The organism is Brevundimonas sp. (genome assembly GCF_046293315.1).
In the GTDB taxonomy this organism is placed as follows: Bacteria; Pseudomonadota; Alphaproteobacteria; order Caulobacterales; family Caulobacteraceae; genus Brevundimonas.
In genome coordinates, this window is the sequence record NZ_JBKBPF010000001.1 from 115,541 (window position 1) to 137,949 (window position 22,409).

Consider the following 22,409-nt stretch of genomic DNA (forward strand, 5'->3'; position numbering starts at 1 on the left):
TCGTCCCGGAAGCGCCGCAGGCGCTATCCGGGACGGGATGCCAAGGTGTGCCCGATCACACCGTCGGCAGGGTGTAGTCCTTGAACTGCTCGCGCAGGATCTTCTTGTCGATCTTGCCGGTGGCGCCCAGGGGGATGTCGTCCACGAACACCACGTCGTCGGGCATCCACCATTTGGCGATCTTGCCTTCGAGGAAGTCGAGGAACTCCTGCTTTTCGGCGGTCTCGCCGTCCTTCAGCTTGACCAGCAGCAGGGGCCGTTCGTCCCACTTGGGATGGGCGATGCCGACCACGGCGGCCAGGGACGCCTTGGGGTGCCCCACGGCCACGTTCTCGATGTCGATGGAGCTGATCCACTCGCCGCCGGACTTGATCACGTCCTTGGCCCGGTCGGTGATCTGCATGAAGCCGTTGGCGTCGATATTGGCCACGTCGCCGGTGTCGAAATAGCCCTCGTCGTCGAGGATGTTCCCGCCCACGTCCTTGAAGTAGCTGGCCGACACGGTGGGGCCGCGCACCATCAGGCGGCCGACGGCCTTGCCGTCGTGGGGCAGTTGCTCGCCCTCGTCGCTGACCAGCTTCAGTTCGATGCCCACCGGCGGGCGGCCCTGCTTCAGGCGGAACGGCATCTGCTCGTCGTAGGACAGGTGGGCGATCTCCGGCGTCGGGGTCGAGACGGTGCCCACCGGCGAGGTCTCGGTCATGCCCCAGCCCTGGCGCACGTCCACGCCCAGGTCGTTGAAGCCGCGCACCAGCGCCTCGGGCAGGGCCGAGCCGCCGATCAGCACGTTCTTGAGGGTGGAGAATTTCAGGTCGTTGGAGGCCACATGGTGCAGCAGCATCTGCCACACGGTGGGCACGGCGGCCGAGAAGGTCACGCCCTCGGCCTCGATCAGCTCATAGATGGCCTCGCCGTCCATGCGCGCGCCGGGCATCACCAGCTTGGCCCCCACGGCGGGCGCCGAGAACGCCACGCCCCAGGCGTTGGCGTGGAACATGGGCACCACGGGCAGGATCACGTCCGATCCGGTCACGCCCATGATGTCCGAGCTCATGGTGATCAGGGTGTGCAGGAAGTTCGAGCGGTGCGAGTACAGCACCCCCTTGGGATCGCCCGTGGTGCCCGAGGTGTAGCAGAGCCCGCAGGCGGTCAGCTCGTCGAAGCCGCCCCAGGTGAAGTCCTCGGACTGCTCGGACAGGACGTACTCATAGCACTCCGCGTTGGGCAGCCTGGTCTCGGGCATCGAGACCTCGTCGGTCATGATGACCACGCGCTCCACCGTCGGGCAGTGGGCGATGATGGCGTCGAGGATCGGCACGAAGGTCAGGTCGACGAAGATGACCTTGTCCTCGGCGTGATTGATGATGAAGGCGATCTGGGAGGGGTGCAGCCGCGGGTTCAGGGTGTGGCACACCGCCCCCATGCCCATGATGCCGTACCAGGCCTCCATGTGGCGCGCCGTGTTCCAGCCCAGGGTGGCGACCCGGTCGCCCATCTTGACGCCCCAGCCGGCCAGGGCGTTCGACACCCGCTTGGCCCGGCGGTGCACGTCCGCATAGGTGGTGCGCACGATGGGGCCTTCCACCGTGCGGGTTACGATTTCGCGATGGCCGTGCCAGACGCTGGCCCGATCGATGATCCGGTCGACCGTCAGCGGCCAGTCCTGCATTCGTCCCAGCATGCGTTTCTCCATATGCGCCTTGTTGAGAGCGGCGCTTTCCAGACTGAAGCTAGTTTGGTGATCGATGTTAAGCAACGTGACGCTAGGTCAGGCAAGGCTTCCGGCCTTGGCCCGCGCGCACAGAAAGCCCTAAAGGACGGCCCTCGTCCATCGCGGAGCGCATCCCTTGAGCCTACTCATCGCCATCACCGGAGGATCCGGCTCGGGCAAGAGCACCCTGGCCCAGGCCGTGGCCCGCGCCCTGGGGCCGGATCAGGCCGTCGTGGTGCTGGAGGACTGGTACTATGTGGACGCGGCCGCCCTGGCGGACTTCGATCCGGCCACGTTCGATTTCGACCATGTGGCGGCGCGGGATCACGACCTGCTGGCCGCGCATCTGGCGGCCCTGAAGGCTGGCCGGGCGGTGGAGGCGCCCGTCTACTCCCTGATCCACCACGGCCGCGAACCGGGCGGGACCCCGGTGCCCGCCGCGCCGGTGGTGATCGTGGAGGGCATCCACCTGCTGGCGACCCCGGCGGTGGCCGAGCTGTTCGACCTCAAGGTCTTCGTCGACACCCCTGCCGACATCCGCTTCATCCGCCGCCTGCTGCGGGACCAGGCCGAGCGCGGGCGCACCGCCCGGTCGGTGATCGACCAGTATCTGAAGACCGTCCGCCCGGGCCACGAACGCTTCACCGAGCCGGGTCGCGCCCTCGCCGATTTCGTGGTGGCGGACCAGACCGCCGCGGTGGTGCTGGAGGACGTCCAGGCGGTGGATCGGCTCGCCGCGCCGGTGCTGGCGCACCCCCTGCTCAAGGGCTTTCGACGAGCCTGACGGAAACCCGCGTTTCTGTCTCTTGCCTTGCCCTCGCGTGTCGCGGACCATTGATCGGTGAGTTCCGCAGCATCCGTGGCAGGAGACGACCGAATTTCATGACCGGGACCGTCAACGACGAGGACGACGCCGATGGCCTTCGGCACAAGCGCAGGGATCTTCTCAACGTCGCCCGTCGCCACTTCATGGCCGAGGGCTACGCTGCCGCGCGCATGGAGGCCATCGCGCGCGACGCCTCGGTGTCCACCGCCACGCTCTATGCCTTCTTTCCGTCCAAGACCGATCTGTTCACCCACGTCATCGACGACGCCTCGGACGATTTCGCCCGCCAGATCCAGGGCATCCAGGTGCGCGGCGGCACGGTGCGCGAGCAACTGACCGCCTTCGCCGAAACCTATGCCCGCTTCATGGGCGACCCGTTCGTGCGGGCGGTGTTCCGGCTGGTCATGGCCGAGCGCAAGCGCTTCCAGCCCACCGCCGACGGCTTCTTCGAGCGGGGCCGCGGCGAGATCGGCGGCGTCCTGATGCAGGTGATCCGCGACCAGGCGGACAAGGGGGCCCTCAGGATCGAGCGGCCCTCATGGGCGGCCGGCCAGTTGATGGGCATGATCGAACATCCGGTCTTCTTCGTGCCCATGGTCACGGGCGACGATGTGCAGAGCCGCCGCGACGCCAGTTGCATCGCCACCCAGGCCGTGGACACCTTTCTGGCCCGCTACGGGACCGGTCAGGGATAGAGCCGCGTCCGGCGCCAGCCTTCGCCATCCCGGTCGAACCGCAGGCGGTCGTGCAGCCGGAACGCCCGGTCGCGCCAGAACTCGATCTGCTCCGGGATCACACGCCATCCGGTCCAGTAATCGGGCCGAGGCGGCTCGGCGCCCTCGAACCGGGCCTCCGCCTCGCGCACGGCGGCCTCAAGCGTTTCCCGACTGTCCAGCGGCCGGGACTGGGTCGAGGCCCAGGCGCCGATGCGGCTCTCGCGCGCCCGGCTTGCGAAATAGGCGTCCGCCTCCGCTGTGCTGACCGGCTCCACCGCCCCGCGCACCCGCACCTGACGGCGCAGGGATTTCCAATGGAACAGCAGGGCCGCCTTCGGCTGGCCCGTCAGTTGTCCGCCCTTGGCGCTGCCCTGGTTGGAGTAGAAGGCGAAGCCCCGCTCATCCACGCCCTTGAGCAGGACCATACGGCAATCGGGCAGGCCGCCGTCGTCCACCGTGGCCAGGGCCATGGCGTTGGAGTCATTGGGCTCGGACCGTCGCGCGTCCGCCATCCATTCCAGGAACAGGGGCAGGGGGGCGTCCCGTTCGAACTGGGCCTCGTCGGCGTTGGCCGCCAGCTGGGCGGCGTAGTCTTCGGCGGTGGGTGTCGGCGGAATGGGGTGATCGCTCATGGCCCGTTCTTAGCCTCTCGACGTCGTTTGGGGGAGGGCCAGCGTCACGGTTAACCCGGCCTTGACCATATTATCCCTCAATCACCGGTATGACCGGCCAGACCCTGACCCTGCGCGACGCCTACGGCCTTCTCGGCCTGCATGGGCCGGTGGAGCCGCGCCGGCTGGCGGAGCTGTTCCGCGCCGCAGTCAAGGCCGCCCGCCCGGACCAGCCCGGCGGCGACGCCGACCGCTTTCGCCGGGTCATCGAGGCCTATCGCCTGATCCAGAAGCGCGGCGGCCTCGGCCCCGCGCTGGACGCGCCCAGAGCCCGCCCGATGCCGCTGCCGGTGGTGGTGCTGAGCCCGCTGGAAGCCATCCACGGCGCCTGCGCCACAGTTGCCCTGCCGGGACGCGGCGCCCTGCGTATCATGGTCCCCGCGGGCCTGCGCACCGGCGAACATGTGCGGCTGAGACGCGCGGCGTCCGACGGCGGCGACCTGTATCTGCCCGTGCTCATTCGCGCCGCGGACGGGCTGATAGTCCTGGGCGACGACCTGTTCATGACCAGCCCTGTGGACCCGCGTCTGCTGGTCGATGGCGGTCGTGTCGAGATCGCCACTCACGCCGGGCCCCGTCAGGCCTGGATTGTCGGCGGCATGGAGGGGACGGTGCGCCTGTGCCTGAAAGGGCTCGGTCTGCCCGCGCGCGGCGCGCGCCCGGCCGGCCGGCTGTTCGTGACCCTGGAACCCGTGGCCGGCGCGCCCTCGGCGGCTGAACACCTGCTGGCGCGCTTCAGTTCGGTGTGGACGTCCGAACGCCTCGCGGCCTAGAGGCTGTAAGCCATGTCCCACAACACCTTCGGCCATCTGTTCCGCGTCACCACCTGGGGTGAGAGCCATGGCCCGTCCATCGGCTGCGTCATCGACGGCTGCCCTCCGGGCATTGCCCTGACCGAGGCGGACATCCAGCCGTGGCTGGACCGGCGCAAGCCCGGCGGCTCGCGTTTCGTCACCCAACGGCGCGAGGCGGACGAATGCCGCATCGTCTCGGGGACCTTCGACGACGGCGAGGGGCCGGTCACGACCGGCGCGCCTATCGCCATCCTTATCGAGAACACCGACCAGCGGTCAAAGGACTACGGCGAGATCGCCCGGGCCTTTCGGCCCGGCCACGCCGACTACACCTATCACGCCAAGTACGGGGTGCGGGACCACCGGGGCGGGGGCCGGTCCTCCGCGCGCGAGACCGCCTGCCGCGTCGCCGCCGGGGCCGTGGCGCGCAAGGTGCTGGGCGAGGGCGTGAGCATCCGTGCGGGCGTGGTCCAGATCGGCCCGCACCGCATCGAGGACGACCGGATCGACTTCGCCGCTGTGGATCACAACGCCCTGTTCGCCGCCAACGCCGACGTGGTTCCGGCGTGGGAAGCCTATCTGGACGACATCCGCAAGGCTGGATCCTCCATCGGCGCGGTGGTTGCGGTCGAGGCGCTGGGCGTTCCGGCGGGATGGGGCGCGCCGCTTTACGGCAAGCTGGACGGCGATCTGGCCGGGGCGCTGATGTCCATCAATGCGGCCAAGGGCGTGGAGATCGGCGCCGGGTTCGAGTCCGCCGCCCTGACCGGCGAACAGAACGCCGACGAGATGCGTCTGGGCGAGGGCGGCGCGGTGTTCCTGTCCAACAAGGCGGGCGGGGTGCTGGGCGGCATCTCCACCGGCCAGCCGGTGACGGCGCGCGTTGCCTTCAAGCCCACGTCCTCGATCCTTACCCTCCGCCGCACGATCACCCGCGACGGAACCGAGACGGACCTGCGCACCAAGGGCCGCCATGATCCCTGCGTTGGCCTGCGCGGCGTTCCGGTGGTCGAGGCCATGACCGCCTGCGTGCTGGCCGACGCCATGCTGCGCCACCGGGGCCAGATGGGCTGAGCGCTCGACCCCGAATGTAATTTTGAGGGACAGAGTGATCTCGAAAGTCTAGCGTCCCCGGATGAGTTCTCACCAAACCAACACACTCGCCAAGATCTTGCCGTCCTGGCCCGGCCTTGCCCTCGCGGTCTTTGGCGCCGTTGTTTGCGTCGCCGTCATATTTGATCTCCTAGCCCCGCAGAGTCTGGCGCGCGCGACCCTTCGCGAGGATGGGCCCGTGGAAATGGCCAGTGCCGCCCTGCATCTGCTGGTGGCGTTCGTTGCGCTGGCGCTCTGGATCAAGCAGCGCAGTCTGTTCGGCCTCCTGTGCCTTGCCTCCATCTTCATGGCCGGACGTGAGATCGACCTGCACAAGGCGTTCACCACCCACGGCGTTTTCAGCCTGAAGCAATACAGTTCTGCGGCCGTGCCCCTGATGGAAAAGCTGATCTCGGCCGCGGTTGTGGTCGGCCTGGTGGTGGCCTTCGTTGCCCTGACCCGCGGCGTCTGGGCGGAAGTCCGCCGTCTGCGGCACGAGCGGCGCGCAGCGCTGGTCGGGCTGATCAGCCTTCTGGCGATCCTGCCGGTGCTGAAGATCATCGACGGCCTGCCGCGCTACATGCGTGACTGGGGTCTGCAGCCGAGCCAGGGATTGGTCGACCTTCTCCTGTCCGTCGAGGAGATCGGGGAGCTGGGGCTGCCTATGATCACCCTGGCGATCATCTTGCAGCTCTGGCGCAGCCACGCGACTCCGCCCGCGTTTCACATTGCCTCTTCGTCTGCCAAGGCTTGAGGATGACCCGCGCTACAGCCCTTCGTTCCCTTGCCGTCCTCACGGTTTCGGCCCTCGCGGCCCTGATGCTGCAAGGCTGTATCGTGGGCACGGCGGTCGGCGTCGCCGGGGCCGTCGTCGGGACAGGGGTCAAGGCGACGGGGGCGGTCGTGGGCGCCGGGGTGGATGCGGTCACCACCTCTGACGCCGAGACCATGCGCGCTGAACGTCGTGCCTGCGAGCGCCGCGTGCGCGAGGGCTCGAACGAAGACTGCCGCCGCTACCGCACGGACGACTAGAGCAGGGCGATCAGAGCAGGGCTGAGATCGCCTCGCGGGCGGCCGCGCCCAGATCCTCACGCTTGAGGGCCAGGGCGACGTTGGCGCGCAGCAGGCCGATCTTGTCGCCGCAGTCGTGGGTCACGCCCTCGTACTCCACGGCGGTGAAGGACTGGTCCTTCATCAGGCGCGCCATGGCGTCGGTCAGCTGGATCTCGCCGCCCGCGCCCCGCTCCTGGGTCTCCAGCAGGTGAAAAATCTCGGGCTGCAGGATGTAGCGGCCCGAAATGGAGAGGTTCGAGGGCGCCGTCCCCTTGGCAGGCTTCTCCACCATGCCCCTCATGCCGATGCGGTTGCCGGTGCGCTCAAGCGGATCGACGATGCCGTACTTGTCGGTCATGTCCTCGGGCACCGCCTCGACGCCGATGACATTGCCGCCGACCTCCTCATAGACCTCCACCAGCTGCTTCAGGGCGCCGGGCGACGAGTCCACGATCACGTCGGGCAGGATCACGGCGAATGGCTCGTCGGCGATGATGTCCCGGGCGCACCACACCGCGTGGCCCAGACCCAGCGGCTTCATCTGGCGGGTGAAGCTCATCTCGCCCGCGCGGGCCAGTTCGCCGTTCATCATCTCCAGAATCTCGGTCTTGCCCTTGGCCTCCAGCTGGGCCTCCAGCTCGATCTGGTGGTCGAAATAGTCCTCGATGGCCTGTTTCGCCCGGCCGGTGACGAAGACGATGTGCTCGATGCCCGCCTCGCGGGCCTCCTCGACGATGTAGCTGAGGATGGGCCGGTCCACGACGTTCAGCAGCTCCTTCGGCGTGGTCTTGGTGCCGGGCAGAACCCGGGTGCCGAGGCCGGCCACGGGCAGAACGGCCTTGCGAACACGTCGAGGAGAGTTGGCGTCAGTCATGAAGGCTCCAGTCTGGATCGGGGTTCGGCGACGCCGTTGATAAGCGCTTCCGGCGGCGCTGCAAACGGCCGCGCGGTAATGCAGACCGGAACAGCCGGACTGGCGGACGGTTCCGCGATGTGGTGTCCTGACCCATCAAGGTCCGCATTCGAAAGGCTCAGACATGATCCGACCCTTCGCTGTTCTCGCCGTGACACTGTCCGCCCTGGCGCTCGTCGCTTGTGGGGATCGGGAGCCTGAGGCTCCCGCGTCCCCGACCACGGCCGAGACTCTCGAGGTTCCCGCGGATCTGATCATGCCCCCTGAAGAGACCGAGGTGCCGCCCGCCGTGGGCCAGGAAGCGGCCGCCATCCCGGATACACCGCCGGTGCTTCCCGAAGGCGGCCCAGCCCCCAGTCCGGCGGCAAGCCCCCCGCCGGAAGGCTGAGGACCGCCTACTCGACGGTCACCGACTTGGCCAGATTGCGAGGTTGATCCACGTCTGTGCCCTTCTGCACGGCCGTGTAGTACGCCAGCAACTGAACGGGCACCGCATAGACCAGAGGCGCGATGAAGGGGTCGCAGGGCGGAATCTCGATCCGCCGCACCGCCGCGCCGTGCGGCGAGGGAGCGCCCCGGGCCGTGATCATCACCACTGGTCCGCCGCGCGCCGCCACTTCCTGCAGGTTCGAGGCGGTCTTTTCGAACACCTCGTCCATGGGGGCCAGGGCGATGATCGGCGTCGCCTCGTCGACGAGGGCGATGGGGCCGTGTTTCAGTTCCCCGGCCGCGTAGCCCTCGGCGTGGATGTAGCTGATCTCCTTTAGCTTCAGGGCGCCTTCCATGGCCAGCGGGAACATGGCCCCCCGACCCAGGAACAGCACATCCGACGCCTTGGCCAGATCCTGCGCCACGGCCCTGATGTCATCGTCGGCCTGCAGGGTCTCGGCGATCAGGCGGGGGGCCTCGAACAGGGCCTTGACCAGTCGCGCCTCCTCGTCGGGCGCCACGCGACCGCGCGCCACGCCCGCCGCCAGCGCCAGCGACAGCAGCGCCGCCACCTGGGCGGTGAAGGCCTTGGTGGACGCGACGCCGATCTCGGGGCCGGCCCAGGTGGGCCACATGGCCGCCGCCTCGCGCGCCATGGACGAGGTGTGGACGTTGACCACCGCTGCGGTGTCGAAGCCCTGCCCCTTGCACCAGGTCAGGCTGGCCAGGGTGTCGGCGGTCTCCCCGGACTGGCTGACGGCCATCACCAGGGTGCCGGGCGTCAGGGCCGGGCTGCGATAGCGGAACTCGGACGCGATCTCCACGTCGCAGGGCACGCCCGCCAGCCGCTCGAAGGCGTAGCGGGCGATCTCGCCGGCGTAGAAGGCGGTGCCACAGGCCACGATCTGGATGCGGCTGATCTTCGTCAGGTCGATGGCATCCTGCGGCTTCACCTTCTGGGCCACCAGATCCAGATAGGCTGACAGGGTGTGCTGGACGCTGTCGGGCTGCTCGTGGATTTCCTTTTCCATGAAGTGGCGGTACTCGCCCTTCTCGACCATGGCGGCCGAGGCCGAGACGACGACCACTGCGCGGTTCGCCTTGCGGCCCTGCTCGTCGCGGATGTCGGCGCCGGCCCGCGTCAGGGCGACGTAGTCGCCTTCCTCCAGATAGCTGATCTTCTGGGTGAAGGGGCCGACGGCCAGGGCGTCGGAGCCCAGATACATCTCGCCTTCTCCCCAGCCCACCACCAGCGGGCTGCCCTTGCGCGCGCCAAGGATAAGGTCGTCGTGGCCCTCGACCAGCACGCCCAGCGCATAGGCGCCGGTCAGGCGGTCCAGCACGGTCTTGAAAGCGGCCATGGGTTCGTCGCCGGCGTCCATCCGCGCGTCGATCATGTGCGCCACCACCTCCGTATCCGTCTGGCTTTCGAACACGCGGCCCGTGGCCTCCAGCTCGGCCTTCAGTTCAGCGAAGTTCTCGATGATGCCGTTGTGCACCACCGCCACGCGTCCGGCCTTGTGCGGGTGAGCGTTGGGCTCGGTCGGCGGTCCGTGGGTGGCCCAGCGGGTGTGGCCGATGCCGACCACCGAACTCAGCGGCTGATCGGCCAGAACCGCCTCCAGTTCCCGGATCTTGCCCTTGGCCCGGCGCCGCTCGATGCGGCCATTGACCAGCGCCGCCACCCCGGCGGAATCGTAGCCCCGGTACTCCAGCCGCTTCAGGCTGTCGATCAACAGGGGGGCCACCTGGGCCGCGCCGGTCACGCCGATGATTCCGCACATGGTTTGATAGTTCTCCTGGGCCGGAAGATTTCAGGCTGCTTGGCACAGGCCGCGCCCGGCGTTAAGCCCGCATGCAAACGGCGAGCATTGTCCGACCGGCTTTAACGGAAGCGTCGTGTTCGCCACACTAAAATGAAGTTTCGCCAGATTTCCCGGCGGACTCGGGAGGGATCGTGAGCAAGCGACGCTATTTCGGCACCGACGGCATTCGCGGCCAGGCCAACCGTTATCCCATGACCGCCGAGGTGGCGCTGCGCGTCGGCCTCGCGGCGGGCAAGCTGTTTATGTCCGGCGACGACCGACGCCATCTGGTGGTGATCGGCAAGGACACGCGCCTGTCCGGCTACATGATCGAGCCGGCCCTCGTGGCCGGCTTCGCAAGCGTGGGCATGGATGTGCGCACCTTTGGCCCTTTGCCCACGCCCGGCGTGGCCATGATGACCCGCTCGATGCGCGCCGACCTGGGCGTGATGATCTCGGCTTCCCACAACAGCTATGCCGACAACGGCATCAAGCTGTTCGGGCCGGACGGCTACAAGCTGTCCGACGAGATGGAGCTGAAGATCGAGTCCCTCATGGACGAGGATCTGGGCGAGGGGCTGGCAGAGCCGGACGCCCTGGGCCGGGTCAAGCGCATCGACGACGCCCAGGCCCGCTACGTGGAGATCGCCAAGGCGACCTTCCCGCGCAAACTGAACCTGAACGGCCTGCGAATCGCCGTGGATTGCGCAAACGGGGCCGGCTATCGCGTGGCCCCGACCACCCTTTACGAACTGGGCGCGGATGTCTTTCCCGTCGGCGTCGATCCGAACGGCATGAACATCAACGCGGAATGCGGATCGACCCATCCGCGCACCCTCTCCGAGGCGGTGAAGCGCTACGGCGCCGACATCGGCATCGCCCTGGATGGCGACGCGGACCGGCTCGCCCTGTGCGACGAGAAGGGGCGGGTCATCGACGGCGACCAGATCATGGCCCTGATCGCCCGCGACTGGGCCCGGCGAGGCATTCTGACCGGGGGCGGGATCGTCGCCACGGTGATGTCCAATCTGGGGCTTGAGCGCGTCCTCAAGGCCGACGGCCTGACGCTGGACCGCACCCAGGTGGGCGACCGATATGTCATGGAGCGCATGCGTGAGGGCGGCTTCAATGTGGGTGGCGAGCAGTCGGGCCACCTGATCCTCAGCCGCCACGCCACCACCGGCGACGGCCTGATCGCCGCGCTGCAGGTGCTGGCTGTGATGGTGGAGACCGGCAAGCCCATGAGTGAACTGGCCGCCCAATTCGAGCCGGTGCCCCAGAAACTCAAGAACGTGCGCCATGCCGGTGGAGCCCCGTTGGGGAACAAGGGGGTCACAGACGCGATTTCTGCTGGCCAGGCGAGGCTGAATGGCTCCGGCCGGGTGGTGGTGCGCGCCTCGGGCACCGAGCCCCTGATCCGCATCATGGCCGAGGGTGACGACGCCAAACTTGTGGACTCGGTGGTCGACGACATCGCCGAGGCGGTCAAGGCGGCGGGCTGACGGCCCGCCGGCGATGACCGTTCAATCCCCCCCGAAGCGGATCATGGCGCTGGCCCCCGGCGTGGCGCTCAGTCTGGCCGTGGCCGGCGTGGCCATGGGGGTGCAGAGCTTCGAAACCCGGGTGTTCGACCGCATCTGGCTGGAAGGTCTGGTGCTGGCCATCCTGATCGGCGCGGGGGTGCGGACTCTGTGGCCGCCGCCGGAGACGTTTCGCGCCGGCGTGGCGTTCAGCGCCGGCTTCCTGCTGGAGGTGGCGGTGGTGCTGCTGGGCGCCTCGCTCAGCGCTCCGGCTCTTGCGGCCATGGGGCCCGCGTTGTTGCTGGGCATCGTGCTGGTGGTGGCGGTCGGCGTGACCGGGGGCTACTGGCTGGGCCGCTGGTGCGGCCTGACCCGCAACGCCGCCCTGCTGGTGGCCTGTGGCAACGGCATCTGCGGCAACTCCGCCATCGTCGCTGTGGCGCCGGTGATCGGGGCCAAGGGCGAGGAGGTTTCCGCCGCCATCGGGTTCACCGCCGTTCTGGGCGTGGGCATGGTGTTGCTGCTGCCGGTGGTCGCCGACCTGCTGGGCCTGTCCATCACCGATGCGGGCGTGCTGGCGGGTCTGACCGTCTATGCGGTGCCTCAGGTGCTGGCGGCGGTGGCGCCCATGGGGCTGGCGGCCGCGCAGGTGGGCACGCTGGTCAAGCTGACCCGCGTGCTGATGCTGGGCCCGGTGTGCATCGTGCTGGCCCTGACCACGCGGGACCGGGCGGGTCAGAAGCCGGGGCTGGCGCGCCTGATCCCGTGGTTCATCCTCGGCTTCATCGCCATGGCGGCCCTGCGGTCCTTCGGTCTGATCCCGGAGGCGCTGATCGCGCCGATCACGGCGGTGGCGGGCGTCCTGACCGTGATCGCCATGGCGGCGCTGGGTCTGACTACAGACCTGCGCGCGGTGCTCCGCTCCGGTCCTCGCGTCGCTTTGGCCGCCGTGCTGTCGCTGGCCCTGCTGGGCGTGCTGGCGCTGGGCCTGATCGGCCTGCTGAGCCTGCTCTAGATTTCCTGATTCCATGCGCCGACGGCGTCGTGGGCGGCCAGCCGGGGCTTCACCTCGCTGTGGAACAGGTCGCGCATGTCGTCTTCTGACCGCAGGCTCTCCACCACGACCACCAGTTCCGGCTTGTTGGACGAGGCGCGCACCAGCACCCACGACCCGTCTTCCAGGTGCACGCGCGCGCCATTGACGGTGAGGACCTCCACCACCTTGCGGCCGAGAATTTCGCCGCCCGCCGCGTGCAGGGTCAGATAATCCCGGATCACCGCCTCCACGACCCCGTACTTGGCCTCGTCGGCGCAGTGCGGGCTCATGGTCAGGGAGGTGAAGGCGGCGGGCAGGGCGGCCTTCAGCTGCGACAGCCGCTTGCCCGGGTGGTGGTCCAGCATGGCCAGCACCGCGCCCGCCGCCACGATGCCGTCGTCGTAGCCACGTCCGAGTGGGGGGGTGAAGAAGAAGTGTCCCGACTTCTCGAAACCCGCCAGCGCCTTCAGTTCGGCGACCTTGCGCTTGATGTGACTGTGGCCGGTCTTCCAGTAGACGGTGGTCGCGTCGTTCTCCGCCAACACGGGATCGGTCTTGTAGAGCCCGGTCGATTTCACATCGACCACGAAGGCGGCGCCCGGATGCAGGGCCGACAGGTCGCGGGCGAGTAACAGGCCGATCTTGTCGGCGAAGATTTCCTGGCCGGTGTCGTCCACCACGCCGCATCGGTCCCCGTCGCCGTCGAAGCCCACAGCCAGATCCGCGCCGGTCTCCTTCACCCGCCCGGACATCTCGGCCAGCATGACGTGGTCTTCGGGGTTCGGGTTGTACCGGGGGAAGGTCCAGTCAAGGTCGCAGTCCATCTCGATCACCTCCGCCCCCATGCGGCGCAGAGCTTCGGGCGCGAAAGCTCCGGCCGTACCGTTGCCGCAGGCGGCCACCACCTTGAGGGGGTGTTTCAGGGTCACCCCGGCGGTCACCTCGTCCAGATATTGTTCCCGGAAACCCTCGACGCGCTCCAGCCGTCCGCCGGGGCGGGCGACGCCCTCGCCGTTCAGCAAGATGGCCTTCAGGCGACCCATCTCATCCGGACCGAAGGTCAGCGGCGGCTCGGCGCCCATCTTCACGCCGGTCCAGCCGTTCTCGTTGTGGCTGGCCGTGACCATGGCCACGCAAGGAGCGCCCAGCGCGAACTGGGCGAAATAGGCCATGGGCGACAGGGCCAGACCGATGTCCAGCACCTCCATGCCGCCCTGCATCAGGCCCAGCGTCAGGGCCTGTTTGACGCTTTCGGAATAGGACCGGTAGTCGTGGCCGACCACGATGCGTGGCCGGACGCCGATCTCCTGGATGTAGGTCGCCAGCCCCAGACCCAGCGCCCGCAAGCCGGGGAGGTTGATCTCCGTCCCCAGAATCCAGCGAGCGTCGTACTCGCGAAACCCCGTGGGCTCCACCACCGCGTGGGTCTCGTCGTCAGCGGTGTCGGGAGCCAGGCCAGGACGGGGTGTCAGCATGGATCCCTCCGGGCGGCGTCAGCCGGCGGGCGCGACCGGCGGCGCGGCGGCGGGCGCCGGGGCCATGCCCCGTCCCGCCTCGCCCTCGGGCCAGTTCAGCGCCAGGGCGACCATGGCGATGGCGATCAGCGCCATGAGGGGGAAGAACATCCGGTTCCGCATGGCTCCGCTATAGCAGGGTGGTTTCAGGGGCCACAACATCGCAAGGAACGGACGGCGCTGCGCCGCGCTTGCGGGTTGACCCCCGCGCCCGCCGGTCCTACCCGGTCAGGCTCAATTGGAGACACCGATGCCCCGACTGATCCTGCTGCGACATGGCCAGAGCCAGTGGAACCTGGAAAACCGCTTCACCGGCTGGGTGGATGTGGACCTGACCGATCAGGGCGAGGCCGAGGCGACGCGCGGCGGTGAACTGATCGCCAAGGCGGGCTTCAAGCCGGATGTGATGTTCACCTCGGTGCTGAACCGGGCCAGGCGCACCGGCGCCATGGCGCTGGAGGCGGCGGGCCTGAAGGACGTCCCGGTGATCGAGGACTGGCGGCTGAACGAGCGCCACTACGGCGGCCTGACTGGTCTCAACAAGGCCGAGACCGCCGAAAAGCATGGCGAGGAGCAGGTCACGATCTGGCGGCGCAGCTATGACACGCCCCCGCCGCCGCTGGCGTCCGGCGGCGAGTTCGACTTCACCACAGACCCCCGCTACGCCGGGCAGGACATTCCTGACACTGAAAGCCTGAAGATCACGCTGGAGCGGGTGCTGCCCTATTGGGACAGCGCCATCGCGCCACGCCTGAAGGCGGGCGAGGACGTGCTGATCGCCGCCCATGGCAACTCGCTGCGGGCCATCGTCAAGCATCTGTTCGATGTGCCGGACGATCGCATCGTCGGGGTGGAGATACCCACCGGCAATCCCCTGGACATCGAACTGGACGTCGATCTGAAGCCGGTTTCGGCCCGCTATCTGGATGAGGACAGGGCCCAGCCCCTGCCGGATCTGTCATGAGCGATACGCGCGATCAGGAATTCATGCGCCGGGCCGTGGGTCTGGCCCGGGACCAGATGGGCAAGACCTGGCCCAATCCGGCTGTGGCCTGCGTCGTGGTCAAGGACGGCGAAGTGGTCGGCGAGGCCGCGACCGCGCCGGGTGGCCGTCCCCATGCGGAAGAACAGGCTGTGCCGGCAGCCGGCGACAAGGCCCGGGGGGCCACCGCCTATGTGACCATGGAGCCGTGCGGAGCGCGGTCGTCTGGCCGCACCTCCTGCGCCCAGTATCTGATCGACGCCGGTGTGACGCGGGTGGTCATCGCCTGCCTGGACCCGTCGCCGTTCGCGGCCGGGCGCGGCGTCGAGCGAGTCAAGGCGAAGGGGCTGGAGGTCGAGACCGGGGTGCTCAGCGACGAAGCAGCGATCCTGTACGAAGGTTATCTGCACCGCCTCGAGACCGGCCGTCCCATGGTGCGGATCGACGAGAGCGGCGATGGCTTCGACGGCCAGTTCGCCGCCTCGGCCAGGGCGGATCTGGCCACCGAGCTGAAGCGTCTGGGCGAGGCGGGCTACACCCGACTGTGGACCGCGCCCGGTCCCCTGGCCGACGCTCTGCGGGAACAGGCGCTGCTGACCGAATAGGTCCCCGGTTTTCCAACCCTTTCTTAAGCGCCGGTCAGGCATTCTGGGTCCATGTCGGCGCAATCCGCTCCCATTGATCCCGCCAACAGGCGGCGGCTGACCCAGGCCGAGCTGGACGCCATCTGCGCCCGGCACGACCGGCTGTGGCAGGCCAAGCCCGGCGGCGCGCGGGCGGTATTCACATGGATGAACCTGTCCGGCCTGAGCCTGCGGGGCCGAAATCTGACCGACGCGGACTTCTCGGCCGCCGACATGGGCGGCTGCGACCTTAGCGGGGCCCGCCTGGACAATGCGGTGCTGTTTGGGGCGGACCTTCAGGACGCCCTGCTGGTCGAGGCCAGCCTCAGGCGGGCCGACCTGCGGGGCGCCTGCCTGCGCGGCGCGGACCTGACCGGGGCGGACCTGTTCGAGGCGGATCTGCGCGAAGGGGCGATCGCGGCGGCGGATTCCAAGCTGGGCTTCCGCATGGTGGAGCATCTGGTGCGGGACCGGGCGCGGGCGTCCGGCGCCAATCTGTCCGGCGCCAATCTGGAACGGTCCAAGCTGACCGGGATCATCGCCATCTCGGCCGACTTCTCCGGTGCGGTGATGCGGGACTGCAAGCTGATCCGGGCCAATCTGAAGCAGGCCAATTTTCACGGCGCCGACCTTGCGGGCGCGGACCTGTCGGGGGCTGACCTGACCGGGGCGGACCTGCGCGACGCGGTGCTGGTGGGCACCAAGCGCGCCATGTGGCGAGCCGACGGGGCCGACATGACCGGGGCCCTGACCGACGAGAAATCCTCGGGCGCGCCGGTGTCGAAGCTGCCAGCGGCCGACATGTTGCGCGAACACGCCCTCTGGTGCGAGACGGGCGGGGCCAGGGGCCAGCCCTCCGTGTTCGACGATGTGGATCTGCGCAGCCTGAAAACCATCCGGGGGCTGACCCTGACCGGCCTGTCGGCCAAGCGGGCCGTGTTCTACGGCCTCGACATGGAGGGCGTTCAGCTTCAGGGCGCCCAGCTGGAGGGCGCGGACCTGCGCTCGGTCAAGCTGCGCGGCGCGGACATGCGCGGCGCCCGTCTGAAAGGCGCGCGCCTGACCGGCGCGGACCTGCGCGAGGTGCAGCTGGGTCCGTTGATGATCGCCCAGGACCGGTTGCTGCCCGCCGACCTGACCGGGGCTTATCTGCGGGGCGCGGACCTGTCGGGCGCCGACCTGCGCCGGGCCGTTCTGGTCCAGGCCGACCTCAGCCGCGCGGTCCTGCACGGAGCCCAGACCCGGCATGCCGAGTTCCTCGCCGCCCAGATGCACGGCGTGCGCGGACTGGTGCTGGACCACGAATAAGAAAGGGCGGCCCGAAGACCGCCCTTCCCAGGTTTTACAATCGGCTCAGGCGTTACGCCGCCTTCTTGCCCTTGCCCTCGATCAGGGCCGGGCCGGCGTTGATCTCGATCCGCCGGGGCTTGAGCGCCTCGGGCAGTTCGCGCTTCAGGTCGATAGTCAGAAGGCCATTGTTGAGGCCCGCTTCGGTCACCACCACATAGTCGGCCAGCTGGAAGCGGCGCTCGAAGTCGCGCTCGGCCAGGCCGCGATGCAGGAAGGTGCGTTCGCTCTCGTCATTGGCCGTGCGGCGGCCGGTGACGGTGAGCAGGTTCTCCTTGACCTCGATGTTCAGTTCGTCGGGCTTGAAGCCTGCCACCGCGATCTCGATCCGGTAGGCGTTCTCGCCCGTGGTCTCGATGTTGTAGGGCGGCCAGCCGCCCGGCTCGCCGGTGCGCGCGGCGCTTTCCAGCAGGTTGGCCATGCGGTCGAAGCCCACGGCGGAACGGTAGAGGGGGGTGAAGTCGATGGTGCGCATTACAATCCTCCTGATGCACAGCAAGGTTGAACCGCCCCGTTTCCGGGGACGGACGGTGTCGGCCTCTGGCGGTCCCTGATGGGCCCCGCAGCGACCGTGAAAGCCCGGCGAACCGGCGCTCTCGGAGACTGAAATAGGAGGGCCGAAATCCCCCGCAAGAGGGTTCTGTGCGAATTCGTCAGACGCCGCTTGCCCAAGGGCGAGGGGCCTTTAGGGTGCGCGCAACGGAGACGCCGTCCATTGACCGGGAGACCCCCTATGCGCCGCCTGACCCTCGCCGCCGCCCTTCTCGCCCTGACCGCGCCCGTCGCGCTGGCCCAGACACCCGACGCGCCCGCCCGCGGCTCCGCGTCCGCCCCGGTTCACGCCGAGGACGCCGTGCTGGCGGAGATCATCGCTTCGGACACCCGCGCGCCCGCCAACGTCGCGCGCGATGTGCAGCGGCGTCCCTATGAGTCCCTGACCTTCTGGGGCCTGCGCCCCGGCCTTACGGTGGTGGAAATCGAACCGGGCGGCGCTGGCTGGTGGACGGAAATCCTGGCCCCATACGCCCAGCGCACAGGCGGCGAGTACGTGGCCGCCTGGGTCGATCTGGAGGCGCCCACTGTCTCGGACCGCGCCCGCGAAGCCCGCGCCGGGCTGGAACAGGAACTGGCCGCCTTCGGCGGAGCCGCCCGCGCGGTCAATTTCGGCCCCGCCTCGGGCCTGGGCGTCGAGGACGGATCAGCGGACCTGATCCTGGTGGCCCGCGCCTTCCATAACTGGGCCCGCAACGATCTCACCGAGCGCTACATGGCCGAGTTCTTCCGCGCGCTGAAGCCGGGCGGCGTGCTGGCCGTCGAGCAGCACCGGGCCGTGGAGGGTCTCAACGTCGCGGACACCGCCCCCACCGGCTACGTGCCGGAAAGCTACGTCATTCGCGCGGCCCAGGCGGCCGGCTTCGAACTGGACGCCCGCAGCGAACTGAACGCCAACGCCGCCGACGATCGGGACCATCCCTTCGGCGTCTGGACCCTGCCGCCGGTGCGGCGCGTCGAGCAGGACGGCCGCACGCTCACCGAAGCAGAACGCGCCGCCTTCGACGCCATCGGCGAGAGCGACCGGATGACCCTGCGCTTCCGTAAGCCCGAATGAGCATAAGGCGGATGCGTCGCGGCGCGCTTTGACGGGTATGGTGAACCGCTTTAAGTCCGAAGCGGTGGTCGTGGCGGGCGGCCTCTAAACGTGAGTCGGGCGGCATATGGGATTTATGGCTGATCGGTCCTGGAATCGGGCGGTGTGCGCCTCGCGTCGGCGGCTTCTGGCGGGCGGCGCGGCCGTGGCCGGGCTGGCGCTGGTCTCGGCCTGCGGGCGGTCTGACGAGCCTGAGCCTCCGGCCGGCGAGCCGGAAGGTCCTCCAACGGCCCCGGAGGGCAGCCTGGAATGGGCGGTCGCCGGTGCCTGGAGGGTCCAGGATCAGGGGCGCGATCAATGGCGCCATCCCGTCGAGACCCTGACCTTTTTCGGCATTCGGCCCGACATGCACGTGGTCGAGATGTGGCCCGGGGTGGGCTGGTACACGGAAATTCTGGCGCCCTACCTGAACCGGGGCGGCGGCAAGCTGTATGCTGCGGGCTTCGAAATCGGCCCTGACGCCGACCCGGCCCAGCGTCAGGTCATGGCCCGGTTCGAGGGACGCTTCGCCAGTGACCGCCGACTGTACGGAGACGTGGAGATATCGGCCTTTGGCCCGACCAGCGGGCCGCTGGCCCCGACCGGAACCATCGACATCGTCCTGTTCCTGAGAAGCCTGCATGCCTGGATGGCGGCGGGGATCGCGGAAAAGGCGTTCGCCGACGCCTATGCGGCGCTCAGGCCCGGGGGCGTGCTCGGCGTCGAACAACATCGCGGCGCCTCGGGCGCCGATCAGGATCCGGCCGCGGCGTCGGGCTATGTGCAGGAAGCGTTCGTCAAGCAGTTGGCGGCCGAGGCGGGCTTCATCTTCGTGGCCTCCAGCGAGATCAACGCCAATCCCGAGGACACCAAGGACCACCCCTTCGGCGTGGACACCCTGCCGCCCAACAGCGTGACCGCTCCACCGGGTGAGCCCGCCGATCCCGAGTTCGACCGCAGCCGCTATGACGCCATCGGCGAGAGCGACCGCATGACCCTGAAGTTCCGGAAGCCTGAATGAGCGGATCCGCCATCAATCGCGCTGCGGCCTTCGCCGCCAACGCTCCCCTGATGGGGGTCCCGGGCGCGTCGTCACCGCCGGGCGGTGTCGGCGAGTGGTATCGGGGGGCGGGGGGGCTGCGCCTGCGCGCGGCCCTGTGGACGCCCTCTCCGTCCATGGAGGACGCGCCGCGCGGCACCGTCATCCTCAGTCCCGGCCGCACCGAGCCGATCGAGAAGTATTTCGAGCTGATCGGCAATCTTCTGGCGCGGGGCTTTTGCGTGCTGGCCCACGACTGGCGCGGCCAGGGCCTTTCAGCGCGGCTGTTGCCCGACCGCCTGCGGGGGCACGCCCGTGCGGTGGAGGAGTTCCTCGACGATTACGCCCGCCTGCTGGACACCTTCGAGGCGCGTCTGCCGAAGCCCTGGATCGCCATCGGCCATTCCATGGGCGGTGCGCTGAATCTTCTGACCCTTGAGGCGGGGGAGAGCCGGCTGTCCGGCGCGCTGCTGTCCAGCCCCATGCTGCGCATTCGCACGGGCAAACGATCCATGTGGTCGGCCAGGATGGCCGTGAAGTGGAACCTGCGCCACGGCAAGGCCGGCGACTATGTGCTGGACAATCCGGACGATCCTTTCGACCACACCTTCGAGACCGACGCCCTGACGTCGGACGAGAGCCGATACGACCTGTGGCGTCAGCAGCTGTACGCCTGTCCGCACCTGGCGCTGGGCGGGCCCACATGGGGATGGCTGGCGGTGGCCTTCGACGTGGGCGAGCGGGCGCTGAAGCCCAAGGCGCTCAAGCGGGTCTCGATCCCGGTGTCCATTGTCCAGGCGGGTGAAGACGACGTGGTGTGGAAACAAACCAACCGCTGGGCCGCCAAGCGCCTTGGCCGGGGCCGCTATGTGGAGGTCGAGGGCGCGCTGCACGAAGTCATCATGGAGACGGATGACCGACGCGCCGCCTTCCTGCGGGAATTCGACGCCATGGCCGACTATCTGGCGCCTCGCGGGGCGCGAGCGCCTGCGGGCGAGGCTCTTGCGCCCGCCTAGAGCGCCGCGCGCTTGAGGGTCACCAGAGCCTGATCGATCAGGGCCTCATCGCCGACGGCCAGCACCTGACCTCTATCGTCCGGCGCCTGGCCTCGCCAGTTGACCACCTTGCCGCCCGCGGCCTCCACCACCGGAACCAGGGCGGACCAGTCCCAGGGCTTCAGGCTGGTCTCAGCTACCAGGTCGATGCGGCCGGCGGCGATCATGGCGTAGGCGTAGGCGTCGCAGCCGAGCCGGGCCAGCCGGGCGGCGGCGCGGACCTGGGTCCAGGCGCCCAGTTCCGCGCCGGTGAAGATGTCCGGATCGGTAGTGGCGATGACCGCATCGTTCAGGCGGGGACAGGCGCGAACCCTGAGCGGGGAGGGCGCGTCATCGCCCTTCAGCAGCACGGCGCCTGAAGGGCCGCCCAGGAAAATCTCGTCCATGACAGGCTGGGCGATGACGCCGGTCACGGGGCGCCCCTCGTGGCGCAGCGCGATCAGGGTGGTCCAGAGCGGGAGACCGGCGACAAAGGCGCGCGTGCCGTCCACGGGGTCAAGCATCCAGACGTACTCGGCGTCAGGGCGGTCTTCGCCATATTCCTCGCCGATGACGCCATGATCGGGAAACCGTCCCGCGATCAGGCACCGCATTGCGGCTTCGGCGTCCCGGTCCGCCCGGGTCACGGGATCGAACGCGCCGGGCTGGCCCTTGTCCTCCTCTTCGCAGTCGGTGCGGAACAGGGGCAGGGTCACGGCGGCGGCGGCGCGCGCCAAGTCGACGGCGAAGGCTTCATAAGGGGTCATGACCGGCGGGCATACAGTGCGCCCGCCGACGCGTCACGATCTTATGGGACTCAGGCCGGTTCCGGCGTGCCGTGCAGGGACTTGGCCAAGTCCAGCAAGCGACGACGGGGGCGCTCGCCCAGTTGGTAATAGGCCTGGATCAGGTCGATGGTCTCCTTGCGGGAGAACATCTCACCGTTGCCGGGGCCCGCTCCGCCGGCTTCCTTCCGCTCGAGGGCCTCGGACAGGCCGTCATAGAAATAGCTGACGGGCGTCTCCAGCGCTTCGGCAAGCTGCCAAAGGCGGGCGGCGGAAATCCGGTTGGCGCCGCATTCGTACTTCTGGATCTGCTGGAAACGAATGCCGACCTGGACGGCCAGCTGTTGCTGGGTCAGGCCCAGCAGACGGCGACGGCGACGCAACCGGCGTCCCAGATGAAGGTCGATTTCGGTGGCCATCCTGAGCCCCTTCTCGTTTGGCGACCGCTGTTCCACTACGGCACAGCTCGCGGGTCTTGCGGCAAGCGCCATGCCGCTTTCGCGTGGCGAGAGAGGATTCACCGTTCGGGGGTGCAATATGGCCGCAATCAGGCAACCTTGACCGCGTCGGCGCATTAGAGGGCCGACCATCGTTTACAACGGAAGGAAATCGACATGGGTGGAATGAGTTGGATCGCCTGGATCATCATCGGCATCATCGCCGGTTGGCTGGCGGAGCAGATCATGGGCCGTAACCACGGCCTGATCACGAATCTGATCGTGGGCGTCATCGGCGCCGTGATCGGCGGCTTCGTCGCCAATGCTCTGGGCTTCGCCTGGGGCGGCTGGATCGGCTCGACCATCGTCGCCACGATTGGCGCGATCATCCTGCTGTTCATTCTCGGCCTTGTGAAGCGCCGCTAGAACGAACGTTCAGACAGCAGAAAGGGCGG

General features: G+C 68.6%; 24 protein-coding genes. 15 read left to right on the forward strand and 9 right to left on the reverse strand.

Annotation, left to right across the window (positions count from 1 at the left end; genetic code table 11):
- Nucleotides 1–55: 55 nt before the first annotated feature.
- Nucleotides 56–1,681: a long-chain-fatty-acid--CoA ligase gene (locus ACK4SE_RS00480; protein ID WP_409687148.1), complete on the reverse strand. Its 1,626-nt coding sequence runs from the start codon at nt 1,679–1,681 to the stop codon at nt 56–58.
- Between the two features lie 166 nt (nt 1,682–1,847).
- On the opposite strand from ACK4SE_RS00480, the gene udk reads away from it, so the two are divergent.
- Complete coding sequence (udk, locus tag ACK4SE_RS00485; RefSeq protein WP_409687151.1) at nt 1,848–2,495, forward strand: uridine kinase; 648 nt, start codon at nt 1,848–1,850, stop codon at nt 2,493–2,495.
- Nucleotides 2,496–2,593: 98 nt separating this feature from the next.
- Nucleotides 2,594–3,232 carry a TetR/AcrR family transcriptional regulator C-terminal domain-containing protein gene (locus ACK4SE_RS00490; protein WP_409687154.1) on the forward strand — a complete coding sequence of 213 codons (639 nt, stop codon included), beginning with the start codon at nt 2,594–2,596 and terminating at the stop codon, nt 3,230–3,232.
- Here ACK4SE_RS00490 and pdxH read toward each other — a convergent pair.
- Nucleotides 3,223–3,885: a pyridoxamine 5'-phosphate oxidase gene (gene pdxH, locus ACK4SE_RS00495; protein ID WP_409687157.1), complete on the reverse strand. Its 663-nt coding sequence runs from the start codon at nt 3,883–3,885 to the stop codon at nt 3,223–3,225. The two genes, ACK4SE_RS00490 and pdxH, sit on opposite strands and share 10 nt — an antisense overlap.
- An 89-nt stretch (nt 3,886–3,974) precedes the next feature.
- Between pdxH and ACK4SE_RS00500 the strand changes: the two genes are divergently transcribed.
- The 4 genes from ACK4SE_RS00500 to ACK4SE_RS00515 all read left to right on the forward strand — a co-directional run bounded on the left by ACK4SE_RS00500 (nt 3,975) and on the right by ACK4SE_RS00515 (nt 6,842).
- Nucleotides 3,975–4,697 (forward strand): DnaJ C-terminal domain-containing protein, encoded by a 723-nt coding sequence (locus ACK4SE_RS00500; protein WP_409687160.1) that lies wholly within the window; start codon nt 3,975–3,977, stop codon nt 4,695–4,697.
- A gap of 12 nt (nt 4,698–4,709) precedes the next feature.
- Nucleotides 4,710–5,792, forward strand: a complete 1,083-nt coding sequence (aroC, locus tag ACK4SE_RS00505; protein WP_409687163.1) for a chorismate synthase — start codon at nt 4,710–4,712, stop codon at nt 5,790–5,792.
- 217 nt (nt 5,793–6,009) lie between these two features.
- Nucleotides 6,010–6,564, forward strand: coding sequence for a hypothetical protein (locus ACK4SE_RS00510; protein ID WP_409687166.1), 555 nt, complete (start codon nt 6,010–6,012; stop codon nt 6,562–6,564).
- 2 nt (nt 6,565–6,566) lie between these two features.
- Entirely contained in the window at nt 6,567–6,842 is a 276-nt protein-coding gene (locus ACK4SE_RS00515; protein ID WP_409687169.1) for a hypothetical protein, read from the forward strand.
- Between the two features lie 10 nt (nt 6,843–6,852).
- Here ACK4SE_RS00515 and galU read toward each other — a convergent pair whose 3' ends face one another.
- Nucleotides 6,853–7,737, reverse strand: a complete 885-nt coding sequence (gene galU, locus ACK4SE_RS00520; RefSeq protein WP_409687172.1) for a UTP--glucose-1-phosphate uridylyltransferase GalU — start codon at nt 7,735–7,737, stop codon at nt 6,853–6,855.
- Between the two features lie 434 nt (nt 7,738–8,171).
- Nucleotides 8,172–9,989, reverse strand: a complete 1,818-nt coding sequence (gene glmS, locus ACK4SE_RS00525) for a glutamine--fructose-6-phosphate transaminase (isomerizing) (protein ID WP_409687175.1) — start codon at nt 9,987–9,989, stop codon at nt 8,172–8,174.
- A gap of 173 nt (nt 9,990–10,162) precedes the next feature.
- Here glmS and glmM point away from each other — a divergent pair, with 173 nt between their 5' ends.
- Together glmM and ACK4SE_RS00535 are read left to right on the forward strand one after the other, a co-directional pair.
- Nucleotides 10,163–11,512 carry a phosphoglucosamine mutase gene (glmM, locus tag ACK4SE_RS00530; protein WP_409687178.1) on the forward strand — a complete coding sequence of 450 codons (1,350 nt, stop codon included), beginning with the start codon at nt 10,163–10,165 and terminating at the stop codon, nt 11,510–11,512.
- A 43-nt stretch (nt 11,513–11,555) separates the two neighbouring features.
- Nucleotides 11,556–12,545 (forward strand): YeiH family protein, encoded by a 990-nt coding sequence (locus tag ACK4SE_RS00535; protein ID WP_409687182.1) that lies wholly within the window; start codon nt 11,556–11,558, stop codon nt 12,543–12,545.
- Here ACK4SE_RS00535 and ACK4SE_RS00540 read toward each other — a convergent pair.
- Both ACK4SE_RS00540 and ACK4SE_RS00545 read right to left on the reverse strand, forming a co-directional pair.
- Entirely contained in the window at nt 12,542–14,041 is a 1,500-nt protein-coding gene (locus ACK4SE_RS00540; protein WP_409687185.1) for a phosphomannomutase/phosphoglucomutase, read from the reverse strand. The genes ACK4SE_RS00535 and ACK4SE_RS00540 overlap by 4 nt on opposite strands.
- Nucleotides 14,042–14,059: 18 nt before the next feature.
- Entirely contained in the window at nt 14,060–14,191 is a 132-nt protein-coding gene (locus tag ACK4SE_RS00545; protein WP_409687188.1) for a hypothetical protein, read from the reverse strand.
- 139 nt (nt 14,192–14,330) lie between these two features.
- Between ACK4SE_RS00545 and gpmA the strand changes: the two genes are divergently transcribed.
- The 3 genes from gpmA to ACK4SE_RS00560 are packed head-to-tail and all read left to right on the forward strand — an operon-like array spanning nt 14,331 to nt 16,993.
- Nucleotides 14,331–15,044 (forward strand): 2,3-diphosphoglycerate-dependent phosphoglycerate mutase, encoded by a 714-nt coding sequence (gpmA, locus tag ACK4SE_RS00550; protein ID WP_409687191.1) that lies wholly within the window; start codon nt 14,331–14,333, stop codon nt 15,042–15,044.
- On the forward strand, nt 15,041–15,667 hold the full coding sequence (gene ribD / locus ACK4SE_RS00555) for a bifunctional diaminohydroxyphosphoribosylaminopyrimidine deaminase/5-amino-6-(5-phosphoribosylamino)uracil reductase RibD (protein ID WP_409687193.1): 627 nt from the start codon (nt 15,041–15,043) through the stop codon (nt 15,665–15,667). Before gpmA ends, ribD begins: the two co-directional genes overlap by 4 nt.
- 51 nt (nt 15,668–15,718) lie before the next feature.
- Nucleotides 15,719–16,993 (forward strand): pentapeptide repeat-containing protein, encoded by a 1,275-nt coding sequence (locus tag ACK4SE_RS00560; protein WP_409687196.1) that lies wholly within the window; start codon nt 15,719–15,721, stop codon nt 16,991–16,993.
- Between the two features lie 52 nt (nt 16,994–17,045).
- Here ACK4SE_RS00560 and ACK4SE_RS00565 read toward each other — a convergent pair whose 3' ends face one another.
- Nucleotides 17,046–17,507 carry an Hsp20 family protein gene (locus ACK4SE_RS00565; RefSeq protein WP_409687199.1) on the reverse strand — a complete coding sequence of 154 codons (462 nt, stop codon included), beginning with the start codon at nt 17,505–17,507 and terminating at the stop codon, nt 17,046–17,048.
- A gap of 258 nt (nt 17,508–17,765) precedes the next feature.
- On the opposite strand from ACK4SE_RS00565, the gene ACK4SE_RS00570 reads away from it, so the two are divergent.
- From ACK4SE_RS00570 to ACK4SE_RS00580, 3 genes are all read left to right on the forward strand, one after another.
- Nucleotides 17,766–18,641, forward strand: coding sequence for a class I SAM-dependent methyltransferase (locus tag ACK4SE_RS00570; protein ID WP_409687202.1), 876 nt, complete (start codon nt 17,766–17,768; stop codon nt 18,639–18,641).
- A gap of 115 nt (nt 18,642–18,756) precedes the next feature.
- Nucleotides 18,757–19,680: a class I SAM-dependent methyltransferase gene (locus ACK4SE_RS00575; RefSeq protein WP_409687205.1), complete on the forward strand. Its 924-nt coding sequence runs from the start codon at nt 18,757–18,759 to the stop codon at nt 19,678–19,680.
- Nucleotides 19,677–20,714: an alpha/beta fold hydrolase gene (locus ACK4SE_RS00580; RefSeq protein ID WP_409687208.1), complete on the forward strand. Its 1,038-nt coding sequence runs from the start codon at nt 19,677–19,679 to the stop codon at nt 20,712–20,714. The genes ACK4SE_RS00575 and ACK4SE_RS00580 overlap by 4 nt, the downstream gene beginning before the upstream one ends.
- On the opposite strand, the gene hisN is transcribed toward ACK4SE_RS00580, so the two are convergent.
- Nucleotides 20,711–21,499: a histidinol-phosphatase gene (gene hisN, locus ACK4SE_RS00585; protein WP_409687212.1), complete on the reverse strand. Its 789-nt coding sequence runs from the start codon at nt 21,497–21,499 to the stop codon at nt 20,711–20,713. The two genes, ACK4SE_RS00580 and hisN, sit on opposite strands and share 4 nt — an antisense overlap.
- Before the next feature lie 50 nt (nt 21,500–21,549).
- A complete protein-coding gene (locus tag ACK4SE_RS00590) occupies nt 21,550–21,936 on the reverse strand; it encodes a helix-turn-helix domain-containing protein (protein WP_409687215.1) in 387 nt (128 codons plus the stop codon).
- A 195-nt stretch (nt 21,937–22,131) separates the two neighbouring features.
- Here ACK4SE_RS00590 and ACK4SE_RS00595 point away from each other — a divergent pair, with 195 nt between their 5' ends.
- Nucleotides 22,132–22,380, forward strand: coding sequence for a GlsB/YeaQ/YmgE family stress response membrane protein (locus ACK4SE_RS00595; protein ID WP_409687218.1), 249 nt, complete (start codon nt 22,132–22,134; stop codon nt 22,378–22,380).
- The last annotated feature ends 29 nt before the right edge of the window (nt 22,381–22,409 follow it).

Excerpts from the sequence above, each read along its gene's own strand:
- ribD (WP_409687193.1), top strand. The coding sequence starts at position 15,041 with ATGAGCGATACGCGCGATCAGGAATTCATGCGCCGGGCCGTGGGTCTG.
- ACK4SE_RS00490 (WP_409687154.1), top strand. The coding sequence starts at position 2,594 with ATGACCGGGACCGTCAACGACGAGGACGACGCCGATGGCCTTCGGCAC.
- ACK4SE_RS00590 (WP_409687215.1), bottom strand. The coding sequence starts at position 21,936 with ATGGCCACCGAAATCGACCTTCATCTGGGACGCCGGTTGCGTCGCCGT.
- glmS (WP_409687175.1), bottom strand. The coding sequence starts at position 9,989 with ATGTGCGGAATCATCGGCGTGACCGGCGCGGCCCAGGTGGCCCCCCTG.
- ACK4SE_RS00560 (WP_409687196.1), top strand. The coding sequence starts at position 15,719 with ATGTCGGCGCAATCCGCTCCCATTGATCCCGCCAACAGGCGGCGGCTG.
- ACK4SE_RS00535 (WP_409687182.1), top strand. The coding sequence starts at position 11,556 with ATGGCGCTGGCCCCCGGCGTGGCGCTCAGTCTGGCCGTGGCCGGCGTG.
- ACK4SE_RS00575 (WP_409687205.1), top strand. The coding sequence starts at position 18,757 with ATGGCTGATCGGTCCTGGAATCGGGCGGTGTGCGCCTCGCGTCGGCGG.
- ACK4SE_RS00570 (WP_409687202.1), top strand. The coding sequence starts at position 17,766 with ATGCGCCGCCTGACCCTCGCCGCCGCCCTTCTCGCCCTGACCGCGCCC.
- ACK4SE_RS00595 (WP_409687218.1), top strand. The coding sequence starts at position 22,132 with ATGGGTGGAATGAGTTGGATCGCCTGGATCATCATCGGCATCATCGCC.
- pdxH (WP_409687157.1), bottom strand. The coding sequence starts at position 3,885 with ATGAGCGATCACCCCATTCCGCCGACACCCACCGCCGAAGACTACGCC.
- ACK4SE_RS00500 (WP_409687160.1), top strand. The coding sequence starts at position 3,975 with ATGACCGGCCAGACCCTGACCCTGCGCGACGCCTACGGCCTTCTCGGC.
- aroC (WP_409687163.1), top strand. The coding sequence starts at position 4,710 with ATGTCCCACAACACCTTCGGCCATCTGTTCCGCGTCACCACCTGGGGT.
- ACK4SE_RS00515 (WP_409687169.1), top strand. The coding sequence starts at position 6,567 with ATGACCCGCGCTACAGCCCTTCGTTCCCTTGCCGTCCTCACGGTTTCG.
- ACK4SE_RS00545 (WP_409687188.1), bottom strand. The coding sequence starts at position 14,191 with ATGTTCTTCCCCCTCATGGCGCTGATCGCCATCGCCATGGTCGCCCTG.
- hisN (WP_409687212.1), bottom strand. The coding sequence starts at position 21,499 with ATGACCCCTTATGAAGCCTTCGCCGTCGACTTGGCGCGCGCCGCCGCC.
- ACK4SE_RS00540 (WP_409687185.1), bottom strand. The coding sequence starts at position 14,041 with ATGCTGACACCCCGTCCTGGCCTGGCTCCCGACACCGCTGACGACGAG.
- gpmA (WP_409687191.1), top strand. The coding sequence starts at position 14,331 with ATGCCCCGACTGATCCTGCTGCGACATGGCCAGAGCCAGTGGAACCTG.
- ACK4SE_RS00580 (WP_409687208.1), top strand. The coding sequence starts at position 19,677 with ATGAGCGGATCCGCCATCAATCGCGCTGCGGCCTTCGCCGCCAACGCT.
- ACK4SE_RS00565 (WP_409687199.1), bottom strand. The coding sequence starts at position 17,507 with ATGCGCACCATCGACTTCACCCCCCTCTACCGTTCCGCCGTGGGCTTC.
- ACK4SE_RS00480 (WP_409687148.1), bottom strand. The coding sequence starts at position 1,681 with ATGCTGGGACGAATGCAGGACTGGCCGCTGACGGTCGACCGGATCATC.
- galU (WP_409687172.1), bottom strand. The coding sequence starts at position 7,737 with ATGACTGACGCCAACTCTCCTCGACGTGTTCGCAAGGCCGTTCTGCCC.